General features: G+C 71.4%; 16 protein-coding genes. 10 read left to right on the top strand and 6 right to left on the bottom strand.

The features are described 5' to 3' along the window. Nucleotides 1-32: 32 nt before the first annotated feature. The 6 genes from BXA10_RS15240 (at nucleotide 33) to BXA10_RS15215 (ending at nucleotide 9454) form a co-directional block, all read left to right on the top strand. Nucleotides 33-4067 carry a Pls/PosA family non-ribosomal peptide synthetase gene (locus tag BXA10_RS15240; protein ID WP_245828259.1) on the top strand — a complete coding sequence of 1345 codons (4035 nt, stop codon included), beginning with the start codon at nucleotides 33-35 and terminating at the stop codon, nucleotides 4065-4067. A 91-nt stretch (nucleotides 4068-4158) separates the two neighbouring features. After that, complete coding sequence (locus tag BXA10_RS15235; RefSeq protein ID WP_076470996.1) at nucleotides 4159-4968, top strand: dimethylarginine dimethylaminohydrolase family protein; 810 nt, start codon at nucleotides 4159-4161, stop codon at nucleotides 4966-4968. Then, nucleotides 4968-5726, top strand: a complete 759-nt coding sequence (locus BXA10_RS15230; RefSeq protein ID WP_084752824.1) for a BPL-N domain-containing protein — start codon at nucleotides 4968-4970, stop codon at nucleotides 5724-5726. Before BXA10_RS15235 ends, BXA10_RS15230 begins: the two co-directional genes overlap by 1 nt. After that, the gene (locus tag BXA10_RS15225; protein ID WP_076470995.1) at nucleotides 5723-7108 is read left to right on the top strand and encodes a heparan-alpha-glucosaminide N-acetyltransferase domain-containing protein; all 1386 of its coding nucleotides are present in this window, start codon (nucleotides 5723-5725) and stop codon (nucleotides 7106-7108) included. Before BXA10_RS15230 ends, BXA10_RS15225 begins: the two co-directional genes overlap by 4 nt. 15 nt (nucleotides 7109-7123) lie before the next feature. Then, on the top strand, nucleotides 7124-7948 hold the full coding sequence (locus BXA10_RS15220) for a BPL-N domain-containing protein (protein ID WP_139338006.1): 825 nt from the start codon (nucleotides 7124-7126) through the stop codon (nucleotides 7946-7948). Between the two features lie 171 nt (nucleotides 7949-8119). Next, complete coding sequence (locus tag BXA10_RS15215; protein WP_076470994.1) at nucleotides 8120-9454, top strand: glycoside hydrolase family 18 protein; 1335 nt, start codon at nucleotides 8120-8122, stop codon at nucleotides 9452-9454. 88 nt (nucleotides 9455-9542) lie between these two features. Here BXA10_RS15215 and BXA10_RS15210 read toward each other — a convergent pair whose 3' ends face one another. Continuing rightward, nucleotides 9543-9974: a VOC family protein gene (locus BXA10_RS15210; protein WP_076470993.1), complete on the bottom strand. Its 432-nt coding sequence runs from the start codon at nucleotides 9972-9974 to the stop codon at nucleotides 9543-9545. A 191-nt stretch (nucleotides 9975-10165) separates the two neighbouring features. On the opposite strand from BXA10_RS15210, the gene BXA10_RS15205 reads away from it, so the two are divergent. After that, nucleotides 10166-11494 (top strand): alpha/beta hydrolase, encoded by a 1329-nt coding sequence (locus tag BXA10_RS15205; protein WP_139338005.1) that lies wholly within the window; start codon nucleotides 10166-10168, stop codon nucleotides 11492-11494. A 95-nt stretch (nucleotides 11495-11589) separates the two neighbouring features. On the opposite strand, the gene fdhF is transcribed toward BXA10_RS15205, so the two are convergent. The 3 genes from fdhF to BXA10_RS15190 form a co-directional block, all read right to left on the bottom strand. Beyond that, the gene (fdhF, locus tag BXA10_RS15200) at nucleotides 11590-14319 is read right to left on the bottom strand and encodes a formate dehydrogenase subunit alpha (protein WP_076470991.1); all 2730 of its coding nucleotides are present in this window, start codon (nucleotides 14317-14319) and stop codon (nucleotides 11590-11592) included. Beyond that, nucleotides 14320-16065, bottom strand: coding sequence for an NAD(P)H-dependent oxidoreductase subunit E (locus BXA10_RS15195; RefSeq protein ID WP_076470990.1), 1746 nt, complete (start codon nucleotides 16063-16065; stop codon nucleotides 14320-14322). A gap of 400 nt (nucleotides 16066-16465) precedes the next feature. Further along, nucleotides 16466-17476, bottom strand: coding sequence for an Acg family FMN-binding oxidoreductase (locus BXA10_RS15190; RefSeq protein WP_076471054.1), 1011 nt, complete (start codon nucleotides 17474-17476; stop codon nucleotides 16466-16468). Nucleotides 17477-17657: 181 nt separating this feature from the next. On the opposite strand from BXA10_RS15190, the gene BXA10_RS15185 reads away from it, so the two are divergent. Continuing rightward, the gene (locus BXA10_RS15185; protein WP_076470989.1) at nucleotides 17658-19997 is read left to right on the top strand and encodes a heavy metal translocating P-type ATPase; all 2340 of its coding nucleotides are present in this window, start codon (nucleotides 17658-17660) and stop codon (nucleotides 19995-19997) included. A gap of 32 nt (nucleotides 19998-20029) precedes the next feature. Here BXA10_RS15185 and BXA10_RS15180 read toward each other — a convergent pair whose 3' ends face one another. Then, nucleotides 20030-21955 (bottom strand): DUF6461 domain-containing protein, encoded by a 1926-nt coding sequence (locus BXA10_RS15180; protein ID WP_076470988.1) that lies wholly within the window; start codon nucleotides 21953-21955, stop codon nucleotides 20030-20032. Nucleotides 21956-22053: 98 nt separating this feature from the next. Between BXA10_RS15180 and BXA10_RS15175 the strand changes: the two genes are divergently transcribed. Together BXA10_RS15175 and BXA10_RS15170 are read left to right on the top strand one after the other, a co-directional pair. Then, nucleotides 22054-23526, top strand: coding sequence for a M1 family metallopeptidase (locus tag BXA10_RS15175; protein ID WP_076471053.1), 1473 nt, complete (start codon nucleotides 22054-22056; stop codon nucleotides 23524-23526). 164 nt (nucleotides 23527-23690) lie between these two features. Then, nucleotides 23691-24761: a hypothetical protein gene (locus tag BXA10_RS15170; protein ID WP_076470987.1), complete on the top strand. Its 1071-nt coding sequence runs from the start codon at nucleotides 23691-23693 to the stop codon at nucleotides 24759-24761. Nucleotides 24762-24885: 124 nt separating this feature from the next. On the opposite strand, the gene BXA10_RS15165 is transcribed toward BXA10_RS15170, so the two are convergent. Next, on the bottom strand, nucleotides 24886-25851 hold the full coding sequence (locus BXA10_RS15165; RefSeq protein ID WP_076470986.1) for a hypothetical protein: 966 nt from the start codon (nucleotides 25849-25851) through the stop codon (nucleotides 24886-24888). Nucleotides 25852-25897: the final 46 nt, after the last annotated feature.

Below are 25897 nucleotides of genomic sequence, written 5' to 3'. Positions count from 1 at the left end.
AGATCAACACGTCCATATCGTCCCTGCAACCGGTGTCTGGTCCGGCGGCCGAGGCTGACGCGGGTGTCCTCGTCGGTCCGCTGGTCGTCAATCTGGAGGGCGGGTCAGGCGACGAGGGCGCCGTCACGAGGATCCGGCGTCTGCACCACGTGTTCGAGTCCGCCTGTGACCGAGATCCGTCCGCCATCGCACTCGAGTGCGACGACGAGCGGCTGACCTACCGGGAGCTGGACGAGCGGGCGAACCGGCTGGCCAATCACCTGCGTTCCTCCGGCGTCGTGGGTGGCGCCCGGGTGGCCATCCTGCTGCAGCGGTCGGTCGACACGTACGTGGCGTTGCTCGGCGTCGGGAAGGCCGGCGCCGCCTTCGTGCCGATCGACCCCGAGTCCCCCGCGGACCGGGTCGCCTACATCGCCGAGGACTCGAACGTCGACCTGGTGCTGACCTCCTCGGCACTTGCCGACCGGGTGGGCGACCAGCGCGCTCTCGTCATCGACAAGAGCGCCGTCGAACTCGCCGCGGCGCCGAGCCATCGGCCAGACCTCGACCGTGACGGCCTGCCGGACCCCAGCGCCTACGTGATCTACACCTCCGGCTCCAGCGGGCGACCCAAGGGTGTCGAGGTCGCACAGTCGAGCATCTGCAACTTCCTCGACGTGGTGCCCGGCCTCTACGACGTGCGCCCGAGCGATCGGGTGTACCAGGGCATGACGATCGCGTTCGATTTCGCGATCGAAGAGATCTGGCCGACCTGGTCGGTCGGTGCGACGCTGGTGGCCGGGCCGACGGACTCCCGGCGCCTCGGGGCGGAACTGGCGGACTTCCTCGACGAGGCCGGCATCACCGTCTTCTACTGCGTGCCCACCCTGCTGGCCACCATTCCCCGCGACCTACCCCGGATCCGAAACCTGCTCGTCGGCGGTGAGGCGTGCCCGGGTCAGCTGGTCGAACGGTGGAGCCGACCTGGCCGGCGGATCCTCAACACCTACGGGCCGACCGAAACCACGGTCACCGCGACCTGGGCTGAACTGCTCCCCGGGCGGATCGTCACCATCGGTCGGCCCTTGCCGACCTACTCGGTGGTGCTGCTCGACGAGCAGCGCCAGCCGGTGGCCGACGGAGAGGTCGGCGAGATCTGCATCGGCGGGCCGGGGGTGGCGCGTGGGTACGTCGGACGCCCCGAGCTGACCGCGGACCGGTTCATCGAGCACCCGCTGGCGCCGCCCGGCAGTCGGCTGTACCGCACCGGGGACCTCGGCCGGCTCACCGAGGACGGCGAGATCGAATACCTCGGCCGGGCCGACTCCGAGGTCAAGATCCGCGGGCACCGGGTGGACCTCGGCGAGATCGAGAGCGTGCTGCTGGAGGACGAGGACGTGGCCGAGGCGGTCACGGCACTCGTTCCCGTCGCCGACGGGCCGGACGCTCCGCGCGAGCTGGCCGCCTACGTCGTACCACATGGCGACAGGTCGGAGGAGCTGATCGCCCGGCTCTGCCAAACCCTGCAGATCCGGCTACCCGGTTACATGGTGCCCTCCTTCCTCGACCTCGTCGCCACCCTGCCGACCATGCCGAGCGGGAAGGTCGACCGCAAGCAGCTCCCCGCGCCGAGTCGTCGGCTCACCCGCGCCACCGGTCCGCTCGTGGCCGCCGAGAACGAGCTGGAGACGCAGGTACGGGCGGCCTGGGCCGAGGCGTTCGGCATCGAGCCCGAGACGCTCTCGGTCGAGGCGAACTTCTTCACCGACCTCGGTGGACATTCGCTGCTCGCGGCGCGGGTGGTGTCCCTACTGCGCGCCCGCGAGGTCGGCGTCAGCCCGGCGGTCCGGGACCTCTACGCACACCCGACGGTACGCGGAATGGCCGCTCACCTCGGCGCCGCAGAGCGGGTCGGCGGGCCGGCCGCTCCACCCCGCCAGGCCCCGCTGAGGCACAGCAGCCGTCGGATCGCCTTCGCCGGGTTCGGTCAGGGCGCGGTGATCTACCTGCTGTTGCTGGCCGTCACGCTTCCGGTCTCCTACGTCTACACCCGCAACGACGGCTTCGTGTCCGTCCGGGTCCTCGCCGAACTGATGGTCGCGATCCTGCTCAGCTACCTCGGTGTCCGGTGGGTGCTGCCGGTGCTGCTGGCCCGGCCGTTGGCCGCCGGCATCCGGCCCGGCCGATACCGCCTGTGGGGGCCGACCTACGTCCGGCTCTGGGCGCTCAACACCCTCCTCGCGGTCGGGCCGCTGCCCGTGCTCAGCGGATCTCCGCTGATCGCGACCTACCTGCGGCTGCTCGGCGCCCGAATCGGCGGTCGGACCACGATCGCGACCAGCGCGATCAGCCTCCCGACCCTGCTCTCCATCGGTCGGGGCGCCGCCATCGGGTACGGCGTCTCGCTACGCCCGTGGCGGGCGGAGGACGGCTGGGTCGTCGTCGGACCGATCACCATCGGGGAAGGTGCCTTCGTCGGCGCGAACGCGGTTCTCGAGCCGGGCGCGTCGGTCGGCGCGTACGCCGCCGTCGGTGAACAGTCCGTCCTGGTCCACGGCGAGACCGTGCCACCCGCAGCACGCTGGGCGGGTTCTCCGCCGACTCCCGCCCCTCGGCTGTCCTCCACCGTCGAGGCGATGATCAGCTACCGCCGCCCGCGCCACGGCTGGCGCCTGCACCACTACCTCGCCGGGCTGATCGGCCTGATCGGCCTGGAACTCGGTGCGATCGCGATGGTCCTGCCCAGCGTGGCGCTGGTCTGGTGGGTACTGCTGACCCAGGGTCTGGTCGCCGGGCTCGTCGCGACCCTCCCCGCCGGCGTCGTCTACGTGCTCACGGTCTGCGCGGGGGTCGCGGTCGGCAAGCGCCTCGTGCTGCCGCGGGTACCCATCGGCGTCCACCACCGGGCGCACTCGATGCTCGGCGTACGCAAGTGGATCGCTGACAAGCTCCTCGAGTTCAGCCTGACGTTCACCAACTCGCTCTACGCGACCCTCTACACCGGGCCCTGGCTGCGACTGCTCGGTGCCCGGGTCGGTCCCGGCGCCGAGGTGTCCACCGCCGCGCACCTCGACCCCGACCTGCTCACCCTGGGAGCGGAGAGCTTCGTGGCCGACATGGCCAGTCTCGGTGCCGCGACGTTCGCCAACGGCCGCGTGGCGTTCCTGCCCACCACGATAGGCAGCCGGGCGTTCGTCGGGAACGCCGCATTCGTACCGGCCGGCACGGTGCTGGGCAACGGCTGCCTGCTCGGCGTCAGCACGCTACCGCCCGACAAGCAGGTCCCGGAGGGCACGTCCTGGTTGGGCTCGCCGGCGATCCACCTGCCGGTACGCCAGAGCAGCGGCTCGTTCTCCGAGGAGCAGACCTTCCGCCCGCCGCGCGCGGTCGTGGCCCGTCGGCTCTTCGTCGAGTTCTTCCGTGCCACCCTGCCCGCATCGGTGCTCGGCGTCAGCTTCTACCTCTACCTCCTGGCACTCTCCTGGCTCGCCAACGGTCGGGACCTGCTCGTGCCGGCGCTGGTCTCACCGTTCGTCGCGATCGGGTCGAGCGTCGCGGTGATCCTGTTCTGCGCGGCGACGAAGCGCAACATCGTCGGCACCTACCGACCTCGCGTGGAACCGCTCTGGAGCGACTTCGTCCGCCGCACCGAGTTCGTGACCGGCCTCTACGAAGCCGCAGCGGTCCCTGTCGGCGTCGGGCTGCTCGTCGGCACACCGTTCCTGCCGCCGCTGCTGCGCTGGTTCGGGGTGAGCATCGGCAGACGCACCTGGATCGGCACCACCTACCTCACCGAGTTCGACCTGGTTCGGATCGGTGACGACGCGACCGTGGGCACCGAGGTGTCGCTGCAGACCCACCTGTTCGAGGACCGGGTGATGAAGATGTCCGTCGTCACCGTCGGCGCCGGCGCCACCATCGGCACCCGGGCGATCGTGCTCTACGACGCCGTCGTCGGCGACGACGTCAGCCTGGATTCGCTCTCCCTGCTCATGAAGGGCGAACACCTCACTCCTGGAACCCGATGGCGAGGCATTCCCGCCCAGGGGGTGATCACCCTCGATCCCGTTGCACAACCGGCGTCGTGACGCCGCGCCGTACCGCTGTGGCTGCGGCCGCCACCAGTCCGGCCGCACCCGATCCCGTCCAATTTCCATCCACGAGAGGAAGAACGGCTCAATGAACATGGCACTCCTGGTGTCTGACGCCATGCACTTCCGGGTCGACTACGAGATCAACCCGTACATGCGCACCGAGGTGCAGCCCGGCCAGGCGGCAGCGGTGGTCGAGCACCTGAGCATCGTCGTGGCGCACCGAGCGGCCGGCCGCCGCATCGAATACCTGCCGTCCTCGCCGGAGTGTCCGGACATGGTGTTCACCGCCAACGCCGCGCTGGTGCGGGGCGACCGGGCCGTGCTCGGCGCGCCGCCGCCCGAGCGCAAGGCCGAGATGCCGTACTTCCAGGACTGGCTGATCAACCACGACTTCGACGTGGTGGAGGCGCCGTACGCGTTCAGCGGCCAGGGCGACGCCCTGGCCTGTGGCGACCTGCTGCTCGCCGGCTACGGCCAGCGGACCGACCGGCGGATGCACGCCGTCCTCGAGCGGGAGCTGGGCTACGAGGTGGTGCCGCTGCGGACGGTCAGCCCGCAGTGGTACGACCTCGACCTGGCGGTCGCGGTCATCGAGCCCGGACGGACGCTCGCCTACTGCCCCGAGGCCTTCGACGAGCCGAGCCGCCGGCGGCTGAGTGGACTCGGCATGGACCTCATCGAGGTCGACGTCGAGGAGGCGTCCCGCTTCGCGCTCAACCTGATCAGCGACGGCATCACCGTGACCATGACCAAGGGAGCCCCGAAGTTGGCCGCCGCGCTTCGGGCCCACGCCCTGGTGGTGGTCGAACTGGACACGACCGAACTCGCGAAGGGCGGGGGTGGTGTGCGCTGCACGGCGCTGACCCTCGACAACCCGCTCCCCTCGAGGTCGTAATGCTCCCGGGACCCTTCGGGCGCCTGCTCGCCGCTGGCGGGCAGGCGCTCACCGGCCGCGGCCTGACGGCCCGTGCACCGCGGCCGGAGCGAAAGGAGACACCGGTCGCGCTGGTCTACCGGGGACCGGCGACGCTGCCCGGCTGTCCGGAGGCCGTGGCGGCACTTCTCAAGTCCAGCCAGTGGGGCTTCGACGTCCGGTATGTCGGGCCGGACGAGGACCTACCGCTCGACCACCGGACGCTCGCCGAGGCCGCGCTCTACGCCCAGCCCGGGGGCGGCAGCCTCAAACGCGGCTACCGGCACCTGAAGGGCCACCGCCACGACATCCGGCAGTTCGTCCACTCCGGCGGGAGGTATCTGGGGATCTGCCTGGGCGGCTATCTCGCCGGGCACACTCCCGGCTTCGCCCTCCTGCCAGGTGACACCGACCAGTACATCGCCTCCTCCGGCGCCACCATCGACTCGCAGAAGAACACCGTCGTCCGGGTCGCCTGGCGCGGCCGGCGACGCACGCTCTTCTTCCAGGACGGTCCGTACTTCTGGCTGCCGCCCAACGCCCGGGCCGACATCCTCGCGACCTACCTGAACGGCACGATCGCCGCGATGGTCACCCACTTCGGTGCCGGCCGGGTCGGTGTGGTCGGTCCTCACCCCGAAGCGACAGACGACTGGTACCTCGACGCCAAGTTGCCCGCCGCCGGCCGGCTCGGCGCAGATCTCGGCCAGGACCTGGTTGACACCGTGATGAGGCCATGAACAACACAGCGAACCTCAGTTGGCAGGATCTCGACCGATCTGCCCAGGCGAACATGCGCGCCGCCGAAGCCCGGCGACCCGAAGTTCCACCCCCGGCGGACGCGCCGGTCGGGCGGGCCCGGCTGCTCGGCGTGGACGCCGCCCGCGGAGTCGCACTGCTCACCATGATCGCCGTGCACTCGTTACCCGAATCCGATGCCGCCGGTAGACCCGCCTGGTGGTTCACGGCCTTCGCCGGGCGGTCGTCTGCCGCGTTCGCGGTGCTGGCCGGGGTCGGCATCGCGTTCCTGACCGAGCGACGACGGGTCCGACCGGCTGCCGGCTCGGGGGTTGTGGCGGCGCTGGTCGTCCGGGCTCTGGCCATCGGCGCGATCGGACTGGCACTGGGTTACACCGACGCGTCCCTGGCAGCGGTGATCCTGCCCAGCTACGCGGTGATGTTCCTGTTGGCCATCCCGCTGGTGTTCCTGCCGACCTGGCTGGTGGCGGTCACCGGCGTGGTCGTGGCCGCCGGCGCTTCGGCTCTCCATCACGTCCTGCCGCCACTGCCGGAACCGAGCTACGAGAACCCGGCGTTCGCGCACCTCCTCGACAGCCCGGTCTCGCTGCTCACCGAGCTGTCGCTCACCGGGGAGTACCCGGCCGTGGCGTGGCTGGCGTACCTGTGTGCCGGCCTGGTCGTCGGGCGGCTGACGCTGACCAGATTGAGAACCCTCCTCGGGATGCTCGCCGCCGGAGTAGCGCTCGCCGCCGCGGCCATGGCGGCGTCGTCGGTCCTGCTCGACCGCTACGGGGGCCTACAGCAGATCACGCTCACCCAGCCGAAGAGTGGGCTGGACGCGACGGAGACGGCCGAGCTCCTCAGGTTCGGCGGGGACGGCAACACGCCCACCTCGACGTGGTGGTGGCTGGCCGTCGACTCGCCGCACACCAGCACACCGCCCGACCTGGTCGGCACGACCGGGACCGCGATCGCGCTGATCGCTCTCATGCTGCTCGCCGGCCGGGTGGCACGTTCCCTCCCGCGGCGGGCGATCTCCGTGCTGCTGGTGCCCCTGGCGGCCGCTGGCGGCATGACCCTGACGCTCTACACCGGCCACATCATGTTCATCAACTCGAACGTCGACTCCTTCGCTCCCGTGCCCGGATACCTCGCGCAGGTCGTGGTCATCCTGTTGTTCGCAACCGCATGGTGGGCCACCGCGGGCCGTGGGCCACTCGAAGGGCTCGTCACAGTGGCCACCCGCAGCGCTCGTCGCCTGGCCACCTGGAACGGTCGACGACGGCACGGCCGCGCCGGGATGTCGATGTACACGGCAGCGGCTCCCCACCCCCACGAACGCTTGACAGGGACGCGCGCAACGAGATGGCGCTACCGCTGAGCGGGAGGGAGCGACATGAGGCAGGGCAGGTTGGGCCTGCTCGTCGGCGAGGGAAGCAGGATCAGTCGGCGGAGCCTCCTGGTCGGCGTCGGCGTCGGCGCCGCCGGCGCCCTGGCTGCGCTCGGCTGGGCCGGAGCCTCGCTGATCTCCGCAGACCGGCCGCTGGCACTGGTCTACCGGGGTCCAGCCGCCTGCTCCGGCTGCGCCGAGGCGGTGGCAGCGCTCCTGCGCAGCGCACCGGCCCCGTTCCGCACCGAGTACTGCGGACCGGGCGAGGAGCGGCAGATATCGCGCAGCACGCTGTCCGAAGCTGCGGTCTACGCCCAGCCCGGAGGCGGCAACGTCGGCCCGGCATGGCGGAGGATGCGTGACTATGCCGAGGACATCCGGGGCTTCGTCCACGACGGGGGGCACTACCTCGGCTTCTGTCTGGGTGCGTACCTCGCCGCGGCCAATCCCGGCCTCGGTCTGATCGACGGGAAGGTGCGCCAGTACATCAGCACCGACGGGGCGAGCGTCGACAGCACCGACGACACCGTGGTCGAGGTGCGGTGGGGTGGGCGCCTCCGGCACATGTACTTCCAGGACGGGCCGATGTTCGAGCTGCGATCCGGAGCGCCGGGCACCGTGCTCGCCACCTACGACACCGGCGCCGCCGCCGCCGTCATCACCACCTTCGGCGCCGGACGAGTCGGCCTCGTCGGACCACACCCCGAGGCAGACCACTCGTGGTACGCCGACGTCGGGCTGACCAACCCGGACGGCGTCCAGTTCGATCTGGGCCACGACCTGGTCGCCCGCACGACGGACGGCAGGGGCCTGGATCACGGTCAGAGCTGACCGTCGCCCGCTTGTCGGGCGCTCACTCGTGACTTCCGTCCCGGCGCGCATCCGGCCCGGGCACGCCGGCGAGTGCTCGATGTCATTGCTTGACCGCAGAGTGTGATCCGCTTAACTTCATCGATCAGGAAGGGGTCTTTACTGATTTTCGCGCAATCCTTTGGGAGTGCCATGCGAACATTCCGTCTCACCGCCCTCGTCGCCCTGGCGACCATGCTGATCACCGCCGGTCCGCCGAACGCCGCGAGCGCGGGCGGAAAGCCACACGACCGTGCCGGTTACCTCCGGGTCGGGTACTTCACCCAGTGGGGCATCTACGACCGGGCCTACACGGTCGGCAAGCTCGACACCTCCGGTGCGGCGAGTCAGCTCACCCACGTCAACTACGCCTTCGGCAATGTCAGCGAGGACGGCCGCTGTTACGTCGACGGCGGGCCGGGCGAGGGCGACGCCTGGGCCGACTACCAGCGCCCCGTCCCGGCCGAGGAGAGCGTCGACGGCGTCGCCGACGCCTGGGGCGAACCACTCAACGGCAACTTCGGCCAACTGGCGAAACTCAAGGCCAAGCATCCCGACCTGAAGGTGCTGATCTCACTGGGTGGCTGGAGCTGGTCGACGTACTTCTCGAACGCCGCCCGCACCGACGCCTCCCGCAAGGCGTTCGTCGCCTCCTGCATCGACCTCTACCTCAAGGGGAACCTGCCGATCCTGGACGGCGGCAGCGGCGGGCCGGGTGCCGCCGCCGGAGTCTTCGACGGCATCGATCTGGACTGGGAGTGGCCGAACTGGCCGGGTGAGCCCGGCAACGTGATCCGCCCGGAGGACCGGGAGAACTTCACCAAGCTGCTCGCCGAGTTCCGTCGGCAGCTCGACGCGTACGGCCGGCAGACCCGCAAGCACTACCAGCTGACCGCCTTCCTGCCGGCCAATCCGGCGACCATGGACGCCGGATTCGAGGGCCGGAAGATCTTCCGGTACCTCGACTTCGCCACGGTGCAGGGTTACGACTTCCACGGTGGATGGGACCCGGTGACCAACCAGCAGTCGGCGCTGCGCGTGCCGGCGGGCGCGCCGGACGATCCGGACTTCTCCGCCGAGGTGGCGATCGACGGCTGGATCGCCCGCGGCGCACCACGGGGGAAGCTGGTGCTGGGCATCCCGTACTACGGGCGCGGCTGGACCGGTGTCACCGGGGGCGGGAACGGTCTGTTCCAGCCCGCCACGGGGCCCGCGCCGGCGACCTTCGAGGCCGGGTACGAGGACTACCGGCGACTCAAGACCCTGACCGGCGCCGGCTACACGCTCCACCGCGACCCGCGCGGCGGGCACGCCTGGTTGTTCGACGGTACGACGTTCTGGACGTACGACGATCCGGCGGTGGTCGAGCAGAAGATGCGGTACGTCCGGCGGGCCGGGTTGGCCGGGGCGATGATCTGGTCGCTGGACGGCGACGACGACAACGCCACCCTGACCCGGACGATCGGCCTCGGGCTGGCCGGCAGGTAGCGCTTGCGCCCGCACAGTCGGCGATCCCCATCGGCCCAGGCCGACCGATCTCCTCGGTCGGCCCGGGCCGGTGGCTCGTCGGCGGTCCTCAGGAGGCGAACACCTGGGAGTCGTCGGCGAACGCCTTGAACTCCAGGGCGTTGCCGGCCGGATCGAGGAGGAACATCGTCCACTGTTCCCCGGGCTGTCCGGCGAACCGCAGGTAGGGCTCGATGACAAAGGTCGTACCGGCGGCTCGTAGCCGCTCGGCGAGGTCGTGGAACTCCGGAATGGTCAGCAGCAGACCGAAGTGCGGGACAGGCACGTCGTGGCCGTCGACCTGGTTGTGCGCCGCCGGGCCACGTCCCGGGGCGAGGTGGGTCACGAACTGGTGGCCGCGCAGGTCCCAGTCGATCCAGGTTTCTGAGCTGCGTCCCTGCTCGCACCCGATGACCTTCCCGTAGAAGTGGCGGGCGGCGTCGAGGTCGTCAACGGGCATGGCCAGGTGGAACCGCGGGATGGGCGACTTGAGGGTGGTCACGTGGGCTCGTCCTCTCTTCGGAAGGGCTCGCTGCCGGCGTCTTGTCACGCGTCGAGGCGGCGTCGGTTCAACGCCTGTTCCGCCATCCTCCGCCATCCCGCGTCGCCGGAGGAAGGGTTGGATCGACCGCCGCCTCCTGTCACGATAATTGCGCTCACGGTGCAAAAACCCCGTCGACTGATGGAGGAACTGTGCACACTCTTCGCCGCAGGATGCTCGCCCTGCTGGCCGGAATCGCGGTCGCGGCCGGTCTGTCCGTCACCACCGCTCCACCCGCCGCCGAGGCCAGCGCCGGCACGTCGTACCGTCCCGTGGTCTTCGTGCACGGCAGCGCCGGATCGGCGTCCCAGTTCCAGACGCAGGCAAAGCGCCTGGCCAGCAACGGCTACCCGATCGACATCATCGAGGCGCAGGAGTACGACTCACCGAACGTCGCCACGATCCTGCCCCAGATCTACGCGGAGCTGGACGCCCGGATCGACCGGCTGCTGAACGCCAGCGGCGCAGACAAGGTGGACCTGCTCGCGCACAGCCTCGGCACCTTCGTCATGCAGGGTTACCTCGGCAGCTCACCGACGCGCGCCGGCCGCGTGGCGCACTACGTCAATCTGGACGGGCGCACCGCGGCGGCACCGCCGGGCGGGGTGCCCACGCTCGCGATCTGGGGCGAGGGCGACCCGGCCCGGGCCATCGCGGGCGCGACCAACGTGTACTTCCCGGGCCAGTCCCACACCCAGACCGTGTCGTCGGAGGAGTCGTTCCGGGAGATCTTCCGCTTCTTCCGGGGCCGGGCGCCGCACACGACGCGGATCGTTCCGCAACTGCTCGGCACCGCCCGGGTCTCCGGCCGCACGGTCCTCTTCCCCAGCAACGTCGGCGTCACCGGTGCGACGCTCGAGGTCTATCCGGTGAGTCCGCTGACGGGTCGTCGACTGTCCGACCGTCCGGCGCACCGGCTGCCCCTGGCCGGCGACGGGTCGTTCGGTCCGATCCCGGTGCTCGCCACGGCCCGGTACGAGTTCGCGATCGTGCGGACCGATGCGCCGACGCACCACTTCTACTTCCAGCCGTTCCTGCGGTCGGACGCGTTCGTGCGCCTGCTCACCAGCCGGCCGGGCGAGGGTCTCAGCGCGCTGATCGACACCAGCGACCGGCACACGGCGCTGACCATCCAGCGTCAGAAGGAGTGGTGGGGCGACCAGGGCGGCGCCGGTGACCAGCTGTGGATCAACGGCCGCAGCGTGCTGAACGCCGCGAACGCGCCGCGCGCCAAGCGGACGATCGGGATCTTCGCATTCGACGACGGCAGCGACCGGGTCACCGACCTGACCGCTCCCCTGCCGGAGTTCTTCAGCCAGACCTTCATGACCGGCATGGACGTGTTCATTCCGGCCGAGCCGGCCCACCTCGGCCTCGTGTCGATCGGGGTAGACCAGCGGGGCGGCGGGTTCGAACTGATCAACGTGCCCAACTGGAGGTCGAGCGAGCACCGGGTGACGGTGAACGTCGACGACTTCTGACCGCGTACCACGGCCGACCGGTCCGGGGGGCCAGGCCCGGTCGGCCGTGCTGGCACCACCTGATACCACGCCAGGTGCACCGGGCCCGCCCGGGATCACTTCGTCGGCGAAGCCACGCCAGGAGGGAGCCTCTTCTCGGCGTCCACTCCCGCGGCTCTCAGGGAGACCGCGGTGACCTTGTACTCGGGGCAGCCTGTCGTGCTGTCGGCGGCGTCGGAGGTGACGGCGTTGGTGGGCGCGTCCGGGAAGCTGAAGGTGGTGAAGGTCTGCCCCGGTGGCACGGTGTCGGTCAGGTGGACGGGGTAGGTGACGGCCGCCCGGCGGCTGGTCACCTCAACGAGGTCGCCGTCGGCCAACCCGAGTCGCGCGGCGTCGTCGGGATGCAGGTCGAGGACCTCGCGTGGCTGGAGCTGACGGTTGGGGGTGCGGCGGCTCATCGAGCCGCTGTTGTAATGCGCGAGCCGGCGCCCCGTGATCAGCACGTACGGAAACCTGCCGTCGGGTTGCTCACCGGGGGGCAGGTACGGCCGCGCGGCCAGTGCGGCTCGGCCGTCGGAGGTGGCGAACGAACCGAGGTAGAGGCGTCCCTCGCCGGGGTCGCCGGCATCCCGGCATGGCCAGTGCAGCGGCCCCTCCCGGTCGAGCCGTGCGTGCGAGATGCCGGCGAAGGTCGGGGTCAGTGCGGCGCACTCGGCCATCGCGTGCGCGGGAGTGGGGCAGCCGAGATCGACGCCCATCGCACGGGAGAGCAGGTGCAGGATGTCGAAGTCGCTGCGGGCCTCTCCGGGTGGGTCCAGCGCCGGGCGGACCCGCTGGACCCGGCGATCGAAGTTGACGAACGTGCCCTCCTTCTCGAGGAAGGACACTGCCGGGAACACCACGTCGGCGTGTTCGGCGGTGGCGGAGAGGAACAGGTCGTGATTGACGACGAAGTCGCAGGCGGCCAGTGCCCGACGGACGTTGCCACTGTCCGGGTCGGTCTGCGCGATGTCCTCGCCGATGACGTACATGGCCCGGACGCGGCCGGCGATCGCGGCCGCGAACATGTCCAGGATGCGTAGCCCGGGCCGGGCGGGCACCTCCGCCTGCCACGTTCGGTTGAAACGTGCGCGGACGCCCGCGTCGGTGACGGGTTGGTAGCCGGGGAGCAGATCCGGCAGGGCACCCATGTCCGAGGCACCCTGGACGTTGTTCTGCCCGCGCATGGACAGCACGCCGCAGCAGCCGGGGGTGCCGACCGCGCCTTTGAGGATGGCCAGATTCGACAGGGTACGTACCCCGTCGGTCCCGTGGGCGTGCTCGGTGACGCCGAGCCCGTAGACGATCGCCGGGCGGCGCGCCGCCCCGTAGAGTCGTCCGGCCGCGACCAGCGTCTCGGGCGCGACGCCGGCGAGCCGCGCCGCGTGCTCGGGTGGATAGTCGGCCAGCAGCGCGGTCAGCTCGGCGAGCCCGTTCGCGCGGGTACGCAGGAAATCCTGGTCGGCGTATCCCTCGTCGATCAGCACCCGGGCGATGCCGTTGAAGGCGGCCACGTTGGATCCCGGTCTGACCTGGACGTGCACGTCGGCCATCTCGGCGAGGTCGATGCGGCGGGGATCGATGACGACGAGCCGGGCGCCGCGCAGCACCAGCTGTTTGATCCGGGCCCCGACGACCGGGTGGGCCTCGGTCAGGTTCGCACCGGCGATCAAGATGCAGTCGGTGTCGTCGAGGTCGTCGACCGAGTTGGTGCCCCCGGCGTGACCGAAGGCGGCAGTCAGCCCGACTGCTGACGGCGCGTGGCACAACCGGGAACAGTTGTCGATGTTGTTGGTGCCGAGCGCGACGCGGGCGAACTTCTGGGCCAGGTAGTTCTCCTCGTTGGTCGCCCGCGCGGAGGAGATCATGCCGATCGCATCGGGCCCGTGGCGGTCGCGGATCGCCGTCAGACGGGTCGCGGCGAAGACGAGGGCCTCCTCCCAGGACGCGGGCCGCAGCGGCGAATTCCGGCCACCGGCACGGATCAGCGGGGTGGTCAGTCGGTCGCGGGAGCGGGTAAAGGCATGCGCGAAGCGTCCTTTGACGCAGGCGTGGCCGCGGTTGACCGGACCGTCGTGAACAGGGGTCACCGCGGCGACGGCCCCTTCGCGTACGTGCACCCGCAGGCTGCACCCCACACCGCAGTACCCACAGGTGGTGGTGGTCGTCCGGTCGAGCGGACGCGGATCGGCCAGCCCTGGCTCCGACAGCGCCCCGCTCGGGCAGGTGTCGACGCAGCCGCCGCACGCGACGCAGGGCGACGACACCCAGGGCCCTGCGGTGCCGGCCACGACGACGGTGTCGAACCCACGCCCGGCCAGCGAGAGCGCGAAGGTGCCCTGCACTTCCGCGCACATGCGTACGCACCGGTTGCAGGCGATGCACAGGTCCCGGTCGAGCTTCACGTACGGGTGGGAGTGGTCGACGCCCGCGTCGCGGGTCGCACCGTCGAACCGGGTCACGGTCAGGCCGAAGTGCTGGCAGGCACGCACCAACTCGCTGCGCTCGGCGGGGATGTCGAGCGCCCGCGCGGGCAGTTGGGAGACGAGTAGGTCCAGGGCGAGCCGTGCCGCGTCGCGCGCGCTCTCGTCGCCGGTCCGGATGTCCATTTCATCGGTTGCGGGGGTGGTGCAGGCGGGCACCACCCGGCCCCGCAATCCGACGAGGCAGACCCGGCACGATCCCTGCGGGGTGAGCCGCTCGTCGTAGCAGAGAGTCGGCACCACGACGCCGGCCGCCCGGACGGCATCCAACACGGTCGCCCCCTCGGCCACCTCGACGCCGATGTCGTCGACTGACAACCGCACCTACCCACCGCCCTCGCTCGTGGATGACGCCCGGTGCAACTCGTCGGCGTACACCCGCAGCAGGCTGCGCACCGCGCAGGACACCCCGCGCCCGAACGCACACAGGCTCGCCACGTCCAGAACCCTGAGCAGGGGTTCGTGGTCGGCGAGCGCCGCCCCGGGCGCCCCGAGCCGCTCGGCCATCTCCAGACCCCGCCGGGTGCCCACCCGGCAGGGTGTGCATGCGCCACAGCTCTCCGCAGCTCCGAACGCCCAGGCGTGCCGCAGGATCGCGGTGGCCGGCACGGTCGCGTCGACCGCGACGAGGCTGGCATGGCCCAGTGCCGCACCCGCCTGGGCGAGCGGCTTCGACAGCAGGGGCAGGTCGAGCTGGTCCGGCGCGAGGAAGCCGCCGAGCGGGCCGCCGACCTGCACGGCGCGCAGCTGGTAGGGCTCGCGCAGGCCGCCGCCGAGGTCGTCTACCAGGTGGCGCAGCGGCACGCCGAACTCCACCTCGTACACGCCGGGCCGGCGGAAGCGCTGACTCAGGCAGACCAGCTTGGTGCCGGGCTCGTCCGGGTGGCCAAGCTGGGCGTAGGCGGCTCCGCCGTGCCGGACGATCCACGGCACCGCCGCAAGGGTCTCCACGTTGTTGACCGCTGTCGGTTGCCCGAGGAAGCCGTGGCTGGTCGGGTACGGCGGGCGTGCCCGCACAGCCGCCCGCAGCCCGGCCAGTGCGTGCAGCAACGCCGTCTCCTCGCCGGCGACGTAGGAGCCGGCCCCGACCACGATCTCCACGTCGAAGTCGACGGGCGAGCCGTGCACCTGGGCGCCCAGGTGACCGGCCTCGCGTGCCTGCGCCACGGCCGCACGTAGCCGGTCGGCGGCTGCCGGGTACTCCGAACGCACGAGGATCAGCCCGTGCGGCGCGCCGACCGCGAACGCTGCCAGCGCCAGACCTTCCAGGATCCGGTGCGGGTCCCGTTCCATCAGCAGTCGATCGCCGTACGACCCGGGATCGCCCTCGTCGCCGTTGCCCACCACGTACCTGGGCGCGGGTTCGGCGGCGGTCGCGGACCACTTCTTCGCCACCGGGAAGCCGGCCCCGCCCCGTCCGCGCAGGCCCGAGGCGGCGACCTCGGACATCACCTTCTGCGGTGAACCGGTCGTCACCACACCGGGCCACACCGCCCACGGTTCCTCGCCTCCGACCAGCCCGGCCAGCACCACGGGCCGTTCTGTCGTACTCGTGTACGGGATCTCGGCCGCACCCATCTTCAACGGCTCGACCCGTTCGGGCCGCGTCCGCCGCCGCGCCGCCAGCGGGTCACCGAACAGAGCCCCCAGGGTTTCGCCGCTACACGGCCGATCTCCGTCGAGCAGAGCGGGCGAGTCGTAGCAGAACCCCAGGCATCGCACGCCCTGCAACGACACCGACCCGTCCGGGGCGCACTCGCCCTGCCGTACGCCCAGGGCCCGCTCGATGCGTGCGATGTGCTGGCCCTGGCTGCTGACGAAGCACGCGGTCCCTTCGCACACCCGCACGTGACGGCGGCCCTGCCGGCCCTCGGCGAAGTCCGCGTAGTAGGTCGCCGAACCGGTTACGGCTACCACCGGCCAGCCGAAATCCTCCGCTGCCCGCGCCAGGTCGTCGGCGTCGACCCGGCCGTCTTCCGCCTGCGCCTGGCGAAGCCGATCCAGCATCCGCGTGCCTGCCCGGCCCAGGCGTTGCTGCAGCTCGACGAAAGCCTCCCGCGGCTCACCCATCACACTCCCCCGTGCACCACCCGCCCCTCGCTCAAATTACGTCCGGGGGTAGGGCGATCACGACGAATTGCACGGTTCGGCTCCGCAGCGGCCGTCCCGGTCTTCCGGTCGTCGCCCGAATGGGCTACGACAGTGACGTCAGCGTTGCGCAGCGCGACGGCGCAGTGATGCTCGCCGTAGCTCGTCAGGTGCCCAGACGAGTATCGGGAAGGCGATCAGGAGGGCGAGCATCAGGGGGTCGGGCAGGGGTCGCCGTGGGTCGCGCCCGGCCGGCGTGGTGTTGGCACCCCTGTCCTGTGGTGGCTGCCGCGCCATGCCTCCAGACTGGCGTACGGGCGAGCGCGAGGCGGTCGGTTCTTCGGCCTACCGTCCTCGGGGTGGGTGCCGTGGAACCGGACCGTCAGGCAGTGCCGGCGTCCAGCGCGGAGGTGTCGACGATCTGCTCGGTGGGCAGGCGCGGCGTGTGGGGTGGCGCGGCGTTCGTCCGGTCCACGACCCCCAGACGCATCGCCAGGTACGGAAAGCCGAGCCCGGCCAGCATCTGCCGCAGGGTCTGCCGGGTGCCGTCGGTCTCGACCACGCCGCTGAGCGGCACCATCGAGACGCCGAGCCCGGTGGCGGTCAGCCAGGCGGCGGAGAGCCCCTCACCGGCGCGCAGCCAGCTGTCCGGCTCGTCGTCGGTGTTCCAGAGAATGGCGTACGCGGCCGCACGGTCGTGCCCGGAGCTGATCGGCAGGGTCCCGGATTGGCCGAAGTCCCGTACCGGCACGGTGGTCTGCGGCGGCTGCTCGGGCAGCACCTCGGGCGGCAGCCCAACGCCGGTGCCGGCCCGGCTCGTCCAGTAGGCGAGTTCCTCGCGCAGCTCCGGCTCCTCCTGCGCTACCACCGCGGCCTGGGCCGCCGCGGCGGCCAGATCCATCACCTGGTCGGAGTCGAGCAGTTGGAGCCGGGCGCCCTGCGCGACGGCCGCTCCGACGATCTCGTTGAGCGTCGCGTCGGGCACCGGCTCGTCGCTGACCGGCCGCCGGTCGGTCTGCCGAAGCCGGATGCACTGCACGATGCGGGCAGCGTCGGCGTCAGCCGTGGTCTGCTGGAACCGGTTGAGCCGGGCGAGCAGCTCAGGCCGGCCCGGGTCGGGCAGCCGCTCCACCTCGGCGGCCCAACCCTCGGCGGCCAGCACCACCCGCGCGTGGTGCAGCGCCAAACCGCAGCTCAACGTCACCAGCCGGTTCTCCGGATCGGTGGCGGCGAGTTGCGGTTCGTGCACCATCCGCAGCTCCAGCGCGTCGGCGAGAACCGTCCAGCGCCACGGCTGGCTGTTGTGCACCGACGGGGCGAGACCGGCCGTCGCGGCGGCCTGGGTGAGCGCGGTGGTCAGCGGGCGGTCCCCGGCCGGCGTCTCCTGGCTCATCGTCACGACCTTTCTTTTCCCTTCATCGTGCCTCACTCCGGACGCGTCGCGCGCGCTGTTGCCGCTGCACCGTCCCGATTACCGGGCATCCGGCACGCGGGTCCCGGCCCGCTGTCGTCCGGTCGTGACGGATCACGCCGGTTTCCGCGTCCGGGGGCCGGGGCGCTGAGACGATCCGCAGGTGGGAGCGGAACCGGACGAGTGCGTGCCGGAGCGGCCGGCGCGGCAGCGCCGGGTGGACTGGCGGGAGTGGGCACCGCTGACCCTGCTCACCCTGGCCGCGCTGGTGGGCGGCGGGCTCTGGCTCGCCGGGCTGCGTACCGCGCCCCAACTGGTCTGGGCGGCGGTGACCCTGGTGGCGCTGGTGCCGGCCGCCTGGGCGACGGTGCGCCAGCTGTGGCGTCGCCAGTTCGGGGTCGACGTGATCGCCGTGCTGGCGCTGGTCGGCACGCTGCTGGTTCGCGAGTACCTGGCGGGTGCGGTGATCGCGGTGATGGTCAGCACCGGTCAGGCGCTGGAGGGCTACGCGCAGCGGCGGGCCAGCCGTGACCTGCGCGCGCTACTGGAACGTGCTCCCCGGCAGGCGCGGCGGCGCACTCGGGACGGCGGGATCGAGGTGGTGCCGCTGGACCGGGTGACGGCCGGCGACCGGCTGGTGGTGGGTCCCGGCGACGTGGTACCGGTGGACGGGACGGTCGAGGAGTCCGTGACGCTGGACGAGTCGGTGGTCACGGGCGAGTCGCAGCTGGTGACCCGTACCGCGGGCGAACAGGTGGCCAGCGGAGTGGTCAACTCGGGTGCGGGGTTCGGGCTTCGGGCGACGAAGAACGCGGCGGAGAGCACGTACGCCGGGATCGTCCGGCTCGCGGAGGAGGCCACCGCGCACAAGGCGCCGATGGTCCGTCTCGCCGACCGGTACGCTGCCGCGTTCGTGCCGTTCACGCTGCTCCTGGCGGGCGTCGCATGGTTGCTCACCGGCCAGTTCCTGCGGGCGGTGGCGGTGCTGGTGGTGGCCACTCCCTGCCCGCTGCTGCTGGCCACCCCGATCGCGATCGTCGCCGGGCTGTCCCGGGTGGCCCGGCGTGGGGTACTGGTGCGCGACGGCGGGTCGCTGGAGCTGCTCGGCCGGGCGCGCACGCTGCTCATGGACAAGACGGGCACGCTCACCGCCGGCCGTCCCGTCGCGGCGGAGACGGTGGTGGCGCCGGGCGGCGACCGTGACGAGGTGCTGCGGCTGGCCGCCTCCGTCGAGCAACTCTCCCCGCACGTGCTGGCCACCGCCCTCGTTCGGCAGGCCCGGGCGCGAGGGCTGCGGCTCGACGAGCCGACGGACGTCACCGAACAGCCGGGGCGCGGGGTGAGCGGCCGGGTGGACGGGCGCCTGGTGCGGGTGGGGCAACTCGCCGGTGAGCCGCCCGAATGGGCCCAGCGGGTGCGCGAACGCGCCGAGCTGACCGGCCGCTCCAGCGTCTGGGTGAGCGACGAACACGGACTGCTCGGCGCGATCGTCCTGGAGGACCCGGTACGTCCGGACGCCCGGCGCACCGTGCGCCGGCTACGGCAGGCCGGCCTCCGACGGCTGGTCATGGTCACCGGCGACCGGCCGCTGACCGCCCGGCAGGTGGCGCAGGTCGTCGGCGTGGACGACGTGATCGCCCAGTGCTCGCCGCAGGAAAAGATCGAACGGGTCCGCGACGAGTCCGGGCGGGCGATCACCCTGATGGTCGGCGACGGCGTGAACGACGCCCCGGCCCTGGCCGAGGCACATGTGGGCGTCGCGATGGGCGCCACCGGCGCCACCGCCTCCGCGGACGTGGCCGATGCGGTGCTCACCGTGGATCGGCTCGACCGTCTCGCCGACGCGGTCGAGATCGCCCGGTACGCGCGCCGTATCGCTCTGCAGAGCGCCACAGTCGGTATGGGCCTGGCCGTCGTCGCGATGGTTGCCGCCGCCGTGGGCAGGTTGCCGCCGGTCGCCGGCGCGTTCCTTCAGGAAGGCATCGACGTGCTCGTGATCCTCAACGCGCTACGTGCCCTCGGCGGCGGCCTGCGTCGCCGGGAGGTCTCCCCGCAGACCCGGCAGCTGCTCGACCGGTACGCCGGCGAGCATGCCGGGGTGCGGGACGTGCTGGCCCGGCTGCGGGACACCGCCGACCTGGTGGCGACCCGCCCGGACGGGCCGGAGTGCGTGCCGGCGCTGCGTGAGGTGCACCGCCGGCTAATCGACGAGGTGCTGCCGCACGAGGCGGCGGAGGAGCAGCGGCTCTACCCGGCGCTGGCCGGCCCGCTCGGCAGCGACGAGGCGACCTCCACGATGAGCCGGGAGCATGTGGAGATCAGCCGCCTGGTGGACCGGATCGGCGGCCACCTGGCCCGGCAGCCGGACGGCCGGCTGCGCGCCGACGAGGTGCCCGATCTGCTCGCGGCGATGTACGGGCTGGACGCCGTGCTCCGGCTCCATCTCGCGCAGGAGGAGGAGGACTACTTCTCATTGAACGCCGCCGACGGCCGGCGACAGTGACGAACCGGGCCAGGCGTCCGACGCCCCACGCATCACAGGTCATCGACGACGGGGATGATCCGGAAGGCGGTCCCGGTCGTCGTGATGCGATCGAGGTCGGCTGCGGTGATGCCGTACCCGGTGAACCTCTCGACCGCGACCAGGCCCTTCAGGTGACGATCGACGTGGTCGGCGAGTTCCAGGCCGGCTGTCGCGGCCTCGACCGCCGGTTCGGCGTCGACCTCCGGCTCGGCGGCGCTCATGCCGGGCTCGAACGCGGCGAGCAGCCGTCCCTGCTCCGCGAAGGAGAGCCGCATGAGGGTGTTGACGTTCCAGAACATGCTCGCCGCCCGGCAACGCGCGGAGGCCCGGCGCAGCACCGATTCCTGCGAGCCCTGGAAGCCGTTGTACTCGACGGCGAGGATCGCCGGCCCGGCGTCGAGCACGGCCACCCAGGGAAGGTTCGAGTCCCCGGCGTACAGGTCCGCCTCGATCGAGCGGATCGACTCCGGCCGGTCCGGGTCGGCGCCGAACGCGCGCAGCACCTCCTCGACGGTCGCGCCGGTCGTCACGGTGACCGTCGCCGCCTCCGACAGCAGGCTGCGGCGTACCCACCGATACGCGTGCTCCGGTCGCACCGGCCGCGCCGGCTCGGGTTCGCCGCGCAGCCGGTGCCCCAGCCGGTCGGTACGGCGATGAACGACCTCCGGTCCGGCGGGTGCCGGCCAGACCACCAGCTCGTACGTCTCCGCGTCCGGGTCGTCGCGATCGTCGCGGCCGCGCGCGTGCACCCGCAGGCGGTAGTCGCCGGGCCAGGGCGGCGTCTGGGCGCGCAGCGGCGGCGCGCTCGTGCCGTCGGGGCCGAGCACCGACGCAAGCCCCTCGGCGGCGTGCCAGCTGACCTCGACGATCTCCTCCCAACCGGACGCCACCTCGGGCGGCTCCTCGGCCAGCACGGTGAGCTGGACGCGCGCCGGGCGGTCTGCGATTCCGGTCCGGATGACGGCGCCGCCGTCGACCACGGCGACCAGCCCGTTGCCGGCGAAGTCGACGGTGTCGGGGAAGCTGCCCTCGATCAACCCGAACCGGTGCCGCGACACCCGCACCGAGCCGAACGACCGGCGAGGCAGCAGGTACTCGGCTCGGATCTTGTTCAGCAGCGCCGGGGCGTACGCGGGCGGCATCGGCGTCTGCCCCAGCACGGCGGCCGCCGCGCCGATCCCGACACCGACGGTGGCGGCGGTCCGGTCGGCGAGGGGTGGTATCTGCACGTTCCCGACGACGGTGTGCGCCACTGCCACGGCGAGAGCCAGATGCGCCTGCCCGTGCCGCGCCGCCACAGCCTGCTCGTCGGCGGCGTCCGGCGGCACCACCAGGTGCGGGACGACGGCCGGATGCACGGCGAGCCGACCGGCCAGGGCGAGAACCAGGTCGGCGACGCCGGGTCGCACGGCGTCCAGCAGCAGCGCGGCGGTCAACGCCTCGCTGTCGTTGCCGGCCGAGGCGAACCCGTACCGACCGCTGGCGGGCGGCGGTGGCGGCAGGTACACCGTCAGGCCCGGCACCTCGGCCGGTTCCAACCCGGTCACGGTCATTTCCAGCGCGCCGAGCAGACGTTCGGTGGTCAGCGCGGCCAACTCCCGGAGCGCGGCCAGGCCCAACGGCTCGCTCGGCGTGAGAATGTGACGGTCCGCCACACGGGGTCCTGGTCGGGCGTGCAGCGCGCCCAGGCGGCGTAGCCCGAGTATCTTCGCCGACTCGCTCGACGTGGAGACGGGCTGCCGCGGGGGTGGAAGGAGCACCCGCTGATGACCGGCCCGCACGAAGGTTTGTTGGGTGTCCGGTCGGGCCTGCTCCGACGCGCGCAGCCGCCCCAGCCGAGCTGCGGGGCCCGTCGGGATCACGCCCAGAAGCAGCCGCATCCCGGCGGCGACGGGTGGCGCGAGTTCGTCGATGAGTTCGTCGGGTACGTCGAGCACGGCCTGTCCCCCGTGTCGTGATCATCGGACTGCTCCGCGCAGGGTGCCGGAGGAACCACCGCCCCCCACGTAGTTGATCTTTGCCGTACGGTGCGCTCATGCGTCACCGCCTACCGATGGCCTTGTTCCTCACGCCACTGCTCGTCGCCGGCTGCACCGCTGATCCGGCCGCGCCGGCGTCCGGCACCTCTTCCCCCACGACCACCCCCAGCCCGACTGCCCCCGCTGTCGACTACACCGTCTGGCAGGCGGGACAATCCACCCCGGTCGCCGATCCGATCTACCCGGCGCGTGGCACCGACGCGGTGGACGTCCTGCACTACGGCCTGGAGCTGGAGTGGGCTCCGTCGACCAAGACCCTTACCGGCACCGCCACTCTGCGGATCCGTCCCACCAGGGACGCCGCCGACCTCGTTCTCGATTTCATGCCGTACCAGGTGGATGGTGTGACGCTGGACGGCTCGACCGTCACGGGCACGGTGGCGAAGGAGAAGCTCACCGTGGCCGCCCCGGTCGTCGGCGACAAGCCGGTGACCCTGGTGGTCAAGTACCACGGCACACCGAAGGCCACGCCGATGCCGTCGCACCGCAGCGACGCCGAGAAGCTGGGGCTCACCGTCACCAAGGAGGGCGGCCTCTGGACCATGCAGGAGCCGTTCGGTGCCTTCACCTGGTACCCGGCGAACGACCAGCCGTCCGACGAGGCACTCTACGACATCACGGTCACCGTGCCGGCCGGCTGGTCCGCGATCGCCAGCGGCACCCCGGCGGGGCAGTCCGGCAACGCCTTCACCTACCGCAGCGCCGATCCGGTCGCGACGTACCTGACCACGCTCGCCGTCGGGAAGTACCAGAAGCTGACCGCCAAGGGACCGAGGGGTGTCCCGCTGACCTACTGGTACCGCAAGGGCGCCGACGACAAGCTCCTGCCGTACCTGAAGAAGTCGCCCACGTACCTGGCCTGGCTCGAGAAGAAGTTCGGGGTCTACCCCTTCCCGTCCGGCGGCGTCGTGGTGGTGGACTCGGAATCCGGCATGGAGACCCAGCAGATGATCACCATGGGTCGCAAGATCGAGAACAGCAAGGCCCGGCGCGACCGCTGGGGCACCGACCTGCTGCACGAGTACGCGCACCACTGGTTCGGCGACTCCGTGACGCCGACCACCTGGACCGACGTGTGGCTGAACGAGGGCTGGGCGAACTACGCCCAGGACCTGTACACCAAGGAGACCCAGCATCTCAGCGAAGCCAGCCTGGACCGGTACCTGCGGGACGCCGACGCCGCGCTGCGCAAGAAGCTGGGCCCGCCCGGCAAGCCCAACCCGAAGAACTTCGCCGAGGGGAACGTCTACATCTGCCCGGAGGCCATGCTTCGCGAGATTCACAAGCAACTGGGCGACAAGAAGTTCTTCGCGCTGGCACGCGCGTGGGTGCAGGAGCAGCACAACACCCAGCAGGACCGGGCCTCGTTCATCGCGTTCGTGAACAAGCAGACCGGCCGTGACTTCACCAAGCTGATCAACACCTGGTTGGACTCGAAGACCACCCCGAGGTCGATCACGGTGAAGTGACCACCGCGCGGCGGCGCCGTTTGCACCTCGGCGCCGCCGCGACTGCCGTTTCGCTCCCAGCCGTCGAGATCCTTCAATCTGGGCTTCGCTCGGCGGACACACGCCCGGCGTCCGACACCACGATAATCCACAATGGTCTATCCGTTCGGACGCGGGAGCACGACATGCTCGACAGAAACAGAGCCCGGCGGTCCCGGGTGGCGCGGGCATTGACGGCGGCAGGCGCCGTGGCGACGCTGGCGGCGGCCCAGCTGGTGGCGCCATCGCCGGCCAGCGCCGCCGTCAGCCGGGCCGAGCTCGCCCTACGCTGGGCACCCATCCATTACCAGGACGTCGACGCCACCGGGACCCACTCGCTGGGCGGCCGGTCCGACTACATCGCCGAGGTCGACTTCGACGGCGACTTGAACGGCCGTAACAACTGGGACCGGACGGGTCAGGCCGGCACCTCGCTCGCCTCGCACGCGTACTACTCCGTCGTCGAGACCAGTACCCACTGGTACCTCACGTACCTGTTCTTCCACCCTCGGGACTGGACGGACCACCCGTTCTTCGAGACCGAACACGAGAATGACGGCGAAGGCGTGCTGCTCACGGTCGAGCGGGACGGCACCACGTACGGGGTCCTGCGCGGGGCGGTCACCGTCGCGCACAGCGACTTCTACTCGTACACGCCGGCGGGCAGCACCTGGACGAGCGGACGCGAGACCGTCGACGGCATCCTTCAGTTCCAGGCATCGCCGCACGACTTGTTCCAGCATCCGGTGACGGCCCAGGAGGCGCAGGGGCACGGCCTGAAGGCGTACCCGCAGTACACGATCAACGGGGACGGCCTGGTCTACTACCCGTCCACCGTCGCCGAGACGCCGAGCGACGGCAACGATCGCGACGTGCGGTACAGGCTGATCGACATCTTCGCCACCGACGGTCTCTGGGCACAACGGTCGAACGCGAGCCTCTTCGCCGGCCTCGGCACGTTCGCCGGCGACACCTCCGGGGACTGCGGGTCCGGCACCTGGAGTTGTTCGACGAACTCGGCCAACGCGCCGTGGGGCTGGGACGACGGCAACGATCTACCCGCTCGCGGGGAGCTCGCCAGCGACCCGGCGAAGCTGTCCGCCGAGTACTTCACGGTCCCGGCCGGGTTGGCGCGCACCTACACCTACAACCCGTACGCCGGGGCGGCGGCGGAACTCGCGGCGGCGGCCAGGACCGCACCGCCGGTCGTCGACTGATCCGGGATCGCGGGCGCGGCCGGCCCGAGCGGACCGGCCGCGCTCGCGGTGGCGGGGCCACGCGTCGGCGGTCGCCGGAGACGCGACGGCGCTCCGCCACGTAGGCCCGGCGACCACCCCAGGGTCACTGCTGGAACTTGCCGGGTCCGAGGATCTGCCACGCCGGCGCGGCCGGGTCGGTGACCGACCCGAGCGGCACGGTGAAACTGAGGGCCTGCTTCGCGGAACGCTTGATGGCCCAGAGCTTGGACCGGGCACCGGCGTGCTCCCACGCGATGCCCTGACCCTCGACCCCTGGCAGGGTGACCGTGCCGGCCCACACCAGCTCGGAGCCGGCGGACGGCAGCGTCATCACGTAGGCCTCACCGAGGTCGTGACCGGTGAGCCAGAGCCGGCCGTCTGGTCCCCAGGATCCGCCGGAGTTGCTCATCGGCTTGAACCGGTCGAGGATCGGTTTCGGGATGGTCCATGCCTCGACGACCTGGAAGTGGTCGTCGAGCTTGACGACCTGCGTCTGGTACGTCTCCCCGTACGGCTCGGTGCCGCCGTCGGGAATCTCGTCGTAGTTGGCGAAGCCCGCCCACCATGCGCCGTCGTGACGATCCAGCCACGTCAGCGAGCCGCGGAAGATCCCGAAGCTGTGGGTCGCGACGTGGCGCATGGTCCGGGTGTCGAAGACCTCGATCGAGCTTTCCATGGGCGACTCGTCGTAGTTCGAGTGCGCGGCGTACAGCTTGCCGTCGACTACGACGGCGCTGTCCAGGTGGATGATCGGCCCGTCCGGGTCGGATACGAACTGGAGCATCGGCCGTCCCGTGGCCTTGTCGTGCTTGGTGATGCTGCGGTTGTCGGCCACGTAGAAGTAGCGGTCGTCGACGGCGATGCCCTGCCGGGCGTCGAACGCGTCGTAGCTGCGGGCCAGGGTGGCCGAAACGACCGGGGGTTCGGCCACGGCCGCCTGCGCGCCCGCCACGGGCACCAGGCCGGACGGCGCGGGCACCGCAACGGTCGTGAGGCCGGCGGCGAGGGCCACCGCGCCGGCGGCCGCCGAGGTGGCCAGGCCGGCGACGATCCGGGTTCGGGTCGACATACTTTCCTCCGTGCGAGTCTCGTCTGCGCCGGGAGGGCGCGCCGTC

This window comes from Micromonospora avicenniae, assembly GCF_900156065.1.
In the GTDB taxonomy this organism is placed as follows: domain Bacteria; phylum Actinomycetota; class Actinomycetes; order Mycobacteriales; family Micromonosporaceae; genus Micromonospora; species Micromonospora avicenniae.
The sequence above is the reverse complement of the archived record's forward strand: the minus strand, read 5'-3'. Positions and strand labels throughout refer to the sequence as shown.

What these genes read in the sequence shown, in the direction of transcription:
- BXA10_RS15165 (WP_076470986.1), bottom strand. Translation starts at nt 25,851, where the DNA reads ATGTCGACCCGAACCCGGATCGTCGCCGGCCTGGCCACCTCGGCGGCC.
- BXA10_RS15175 (WP_076471053.1), top strand. Translation starts at nt 22,054, where the DNA reads ATGCGTCACCGCCTACCGATGGCCTTGTTCCTCACGCCACTGCTCGTC.
- BXA10_RS15190 (WP_076471054.1), bottom strand. Translation starts at nt 17,476, where the DNA reads ATGAGCCAGGAGACGCCGGCCGGGGACCGCCCGCTGACCACCGCGCTC.
- BXA10_RS15230 (WP_084752824.1), top strand. Translation starts at nt 4,968, where the DNA reads ATGCTCCCGGGACCCTTCGGGCGCCTGCTCGCCGCTGGCGGGCAGGCG.
- BXA10_RS15235 (WP_076470996.1), top strand. Translation starts at nt 4,159, where the DNA reads ATGAACATGGCACTCCTGGTGTCTGACGCCATGCACTTCCGGGTCGAC.
- BXA10_RS15195 (WP_076470990.1), bottom strand. Translation starts at nt 16,065, where the DNA reads ATGGGTGAGCCGCGGGAGGCTTTCGTCGAGCTGCAGCAACGCCTGGGC.
- BXA10_RS15215 (WP_076470994.1), top strand. Translation starts at nt 8,120, where the DNA reads ATGCGAACATTCCGTCTCACCGCCCTCGTCGCCCTGGCGACCATGCTG.
- BXA10_RS15170 (WP_076470987.1), top strand. Translation starts at nt 23,691, where the DNA reads ATGCTCGACAGAAACAGAGCCCGGCGGTCCCGGGTGGCGCGGGCATTG.
- BXA10_RS15225 (WP_076470995.1), top strand. Translation starts at nt 5,723, where the DNA reads ATGAACAACACAGCGAACCTCAGTTGGCAGGATCTCGACCGATCTGCC.
- BXA10_RS15220 (WP_139338006.1), top strand. Translation starts at nt 7,124, where the DNA reads ATGAGGCAGGGCAGGTTGGGCCTGCTCGTCGGCGAGGGAAGCAGGATC.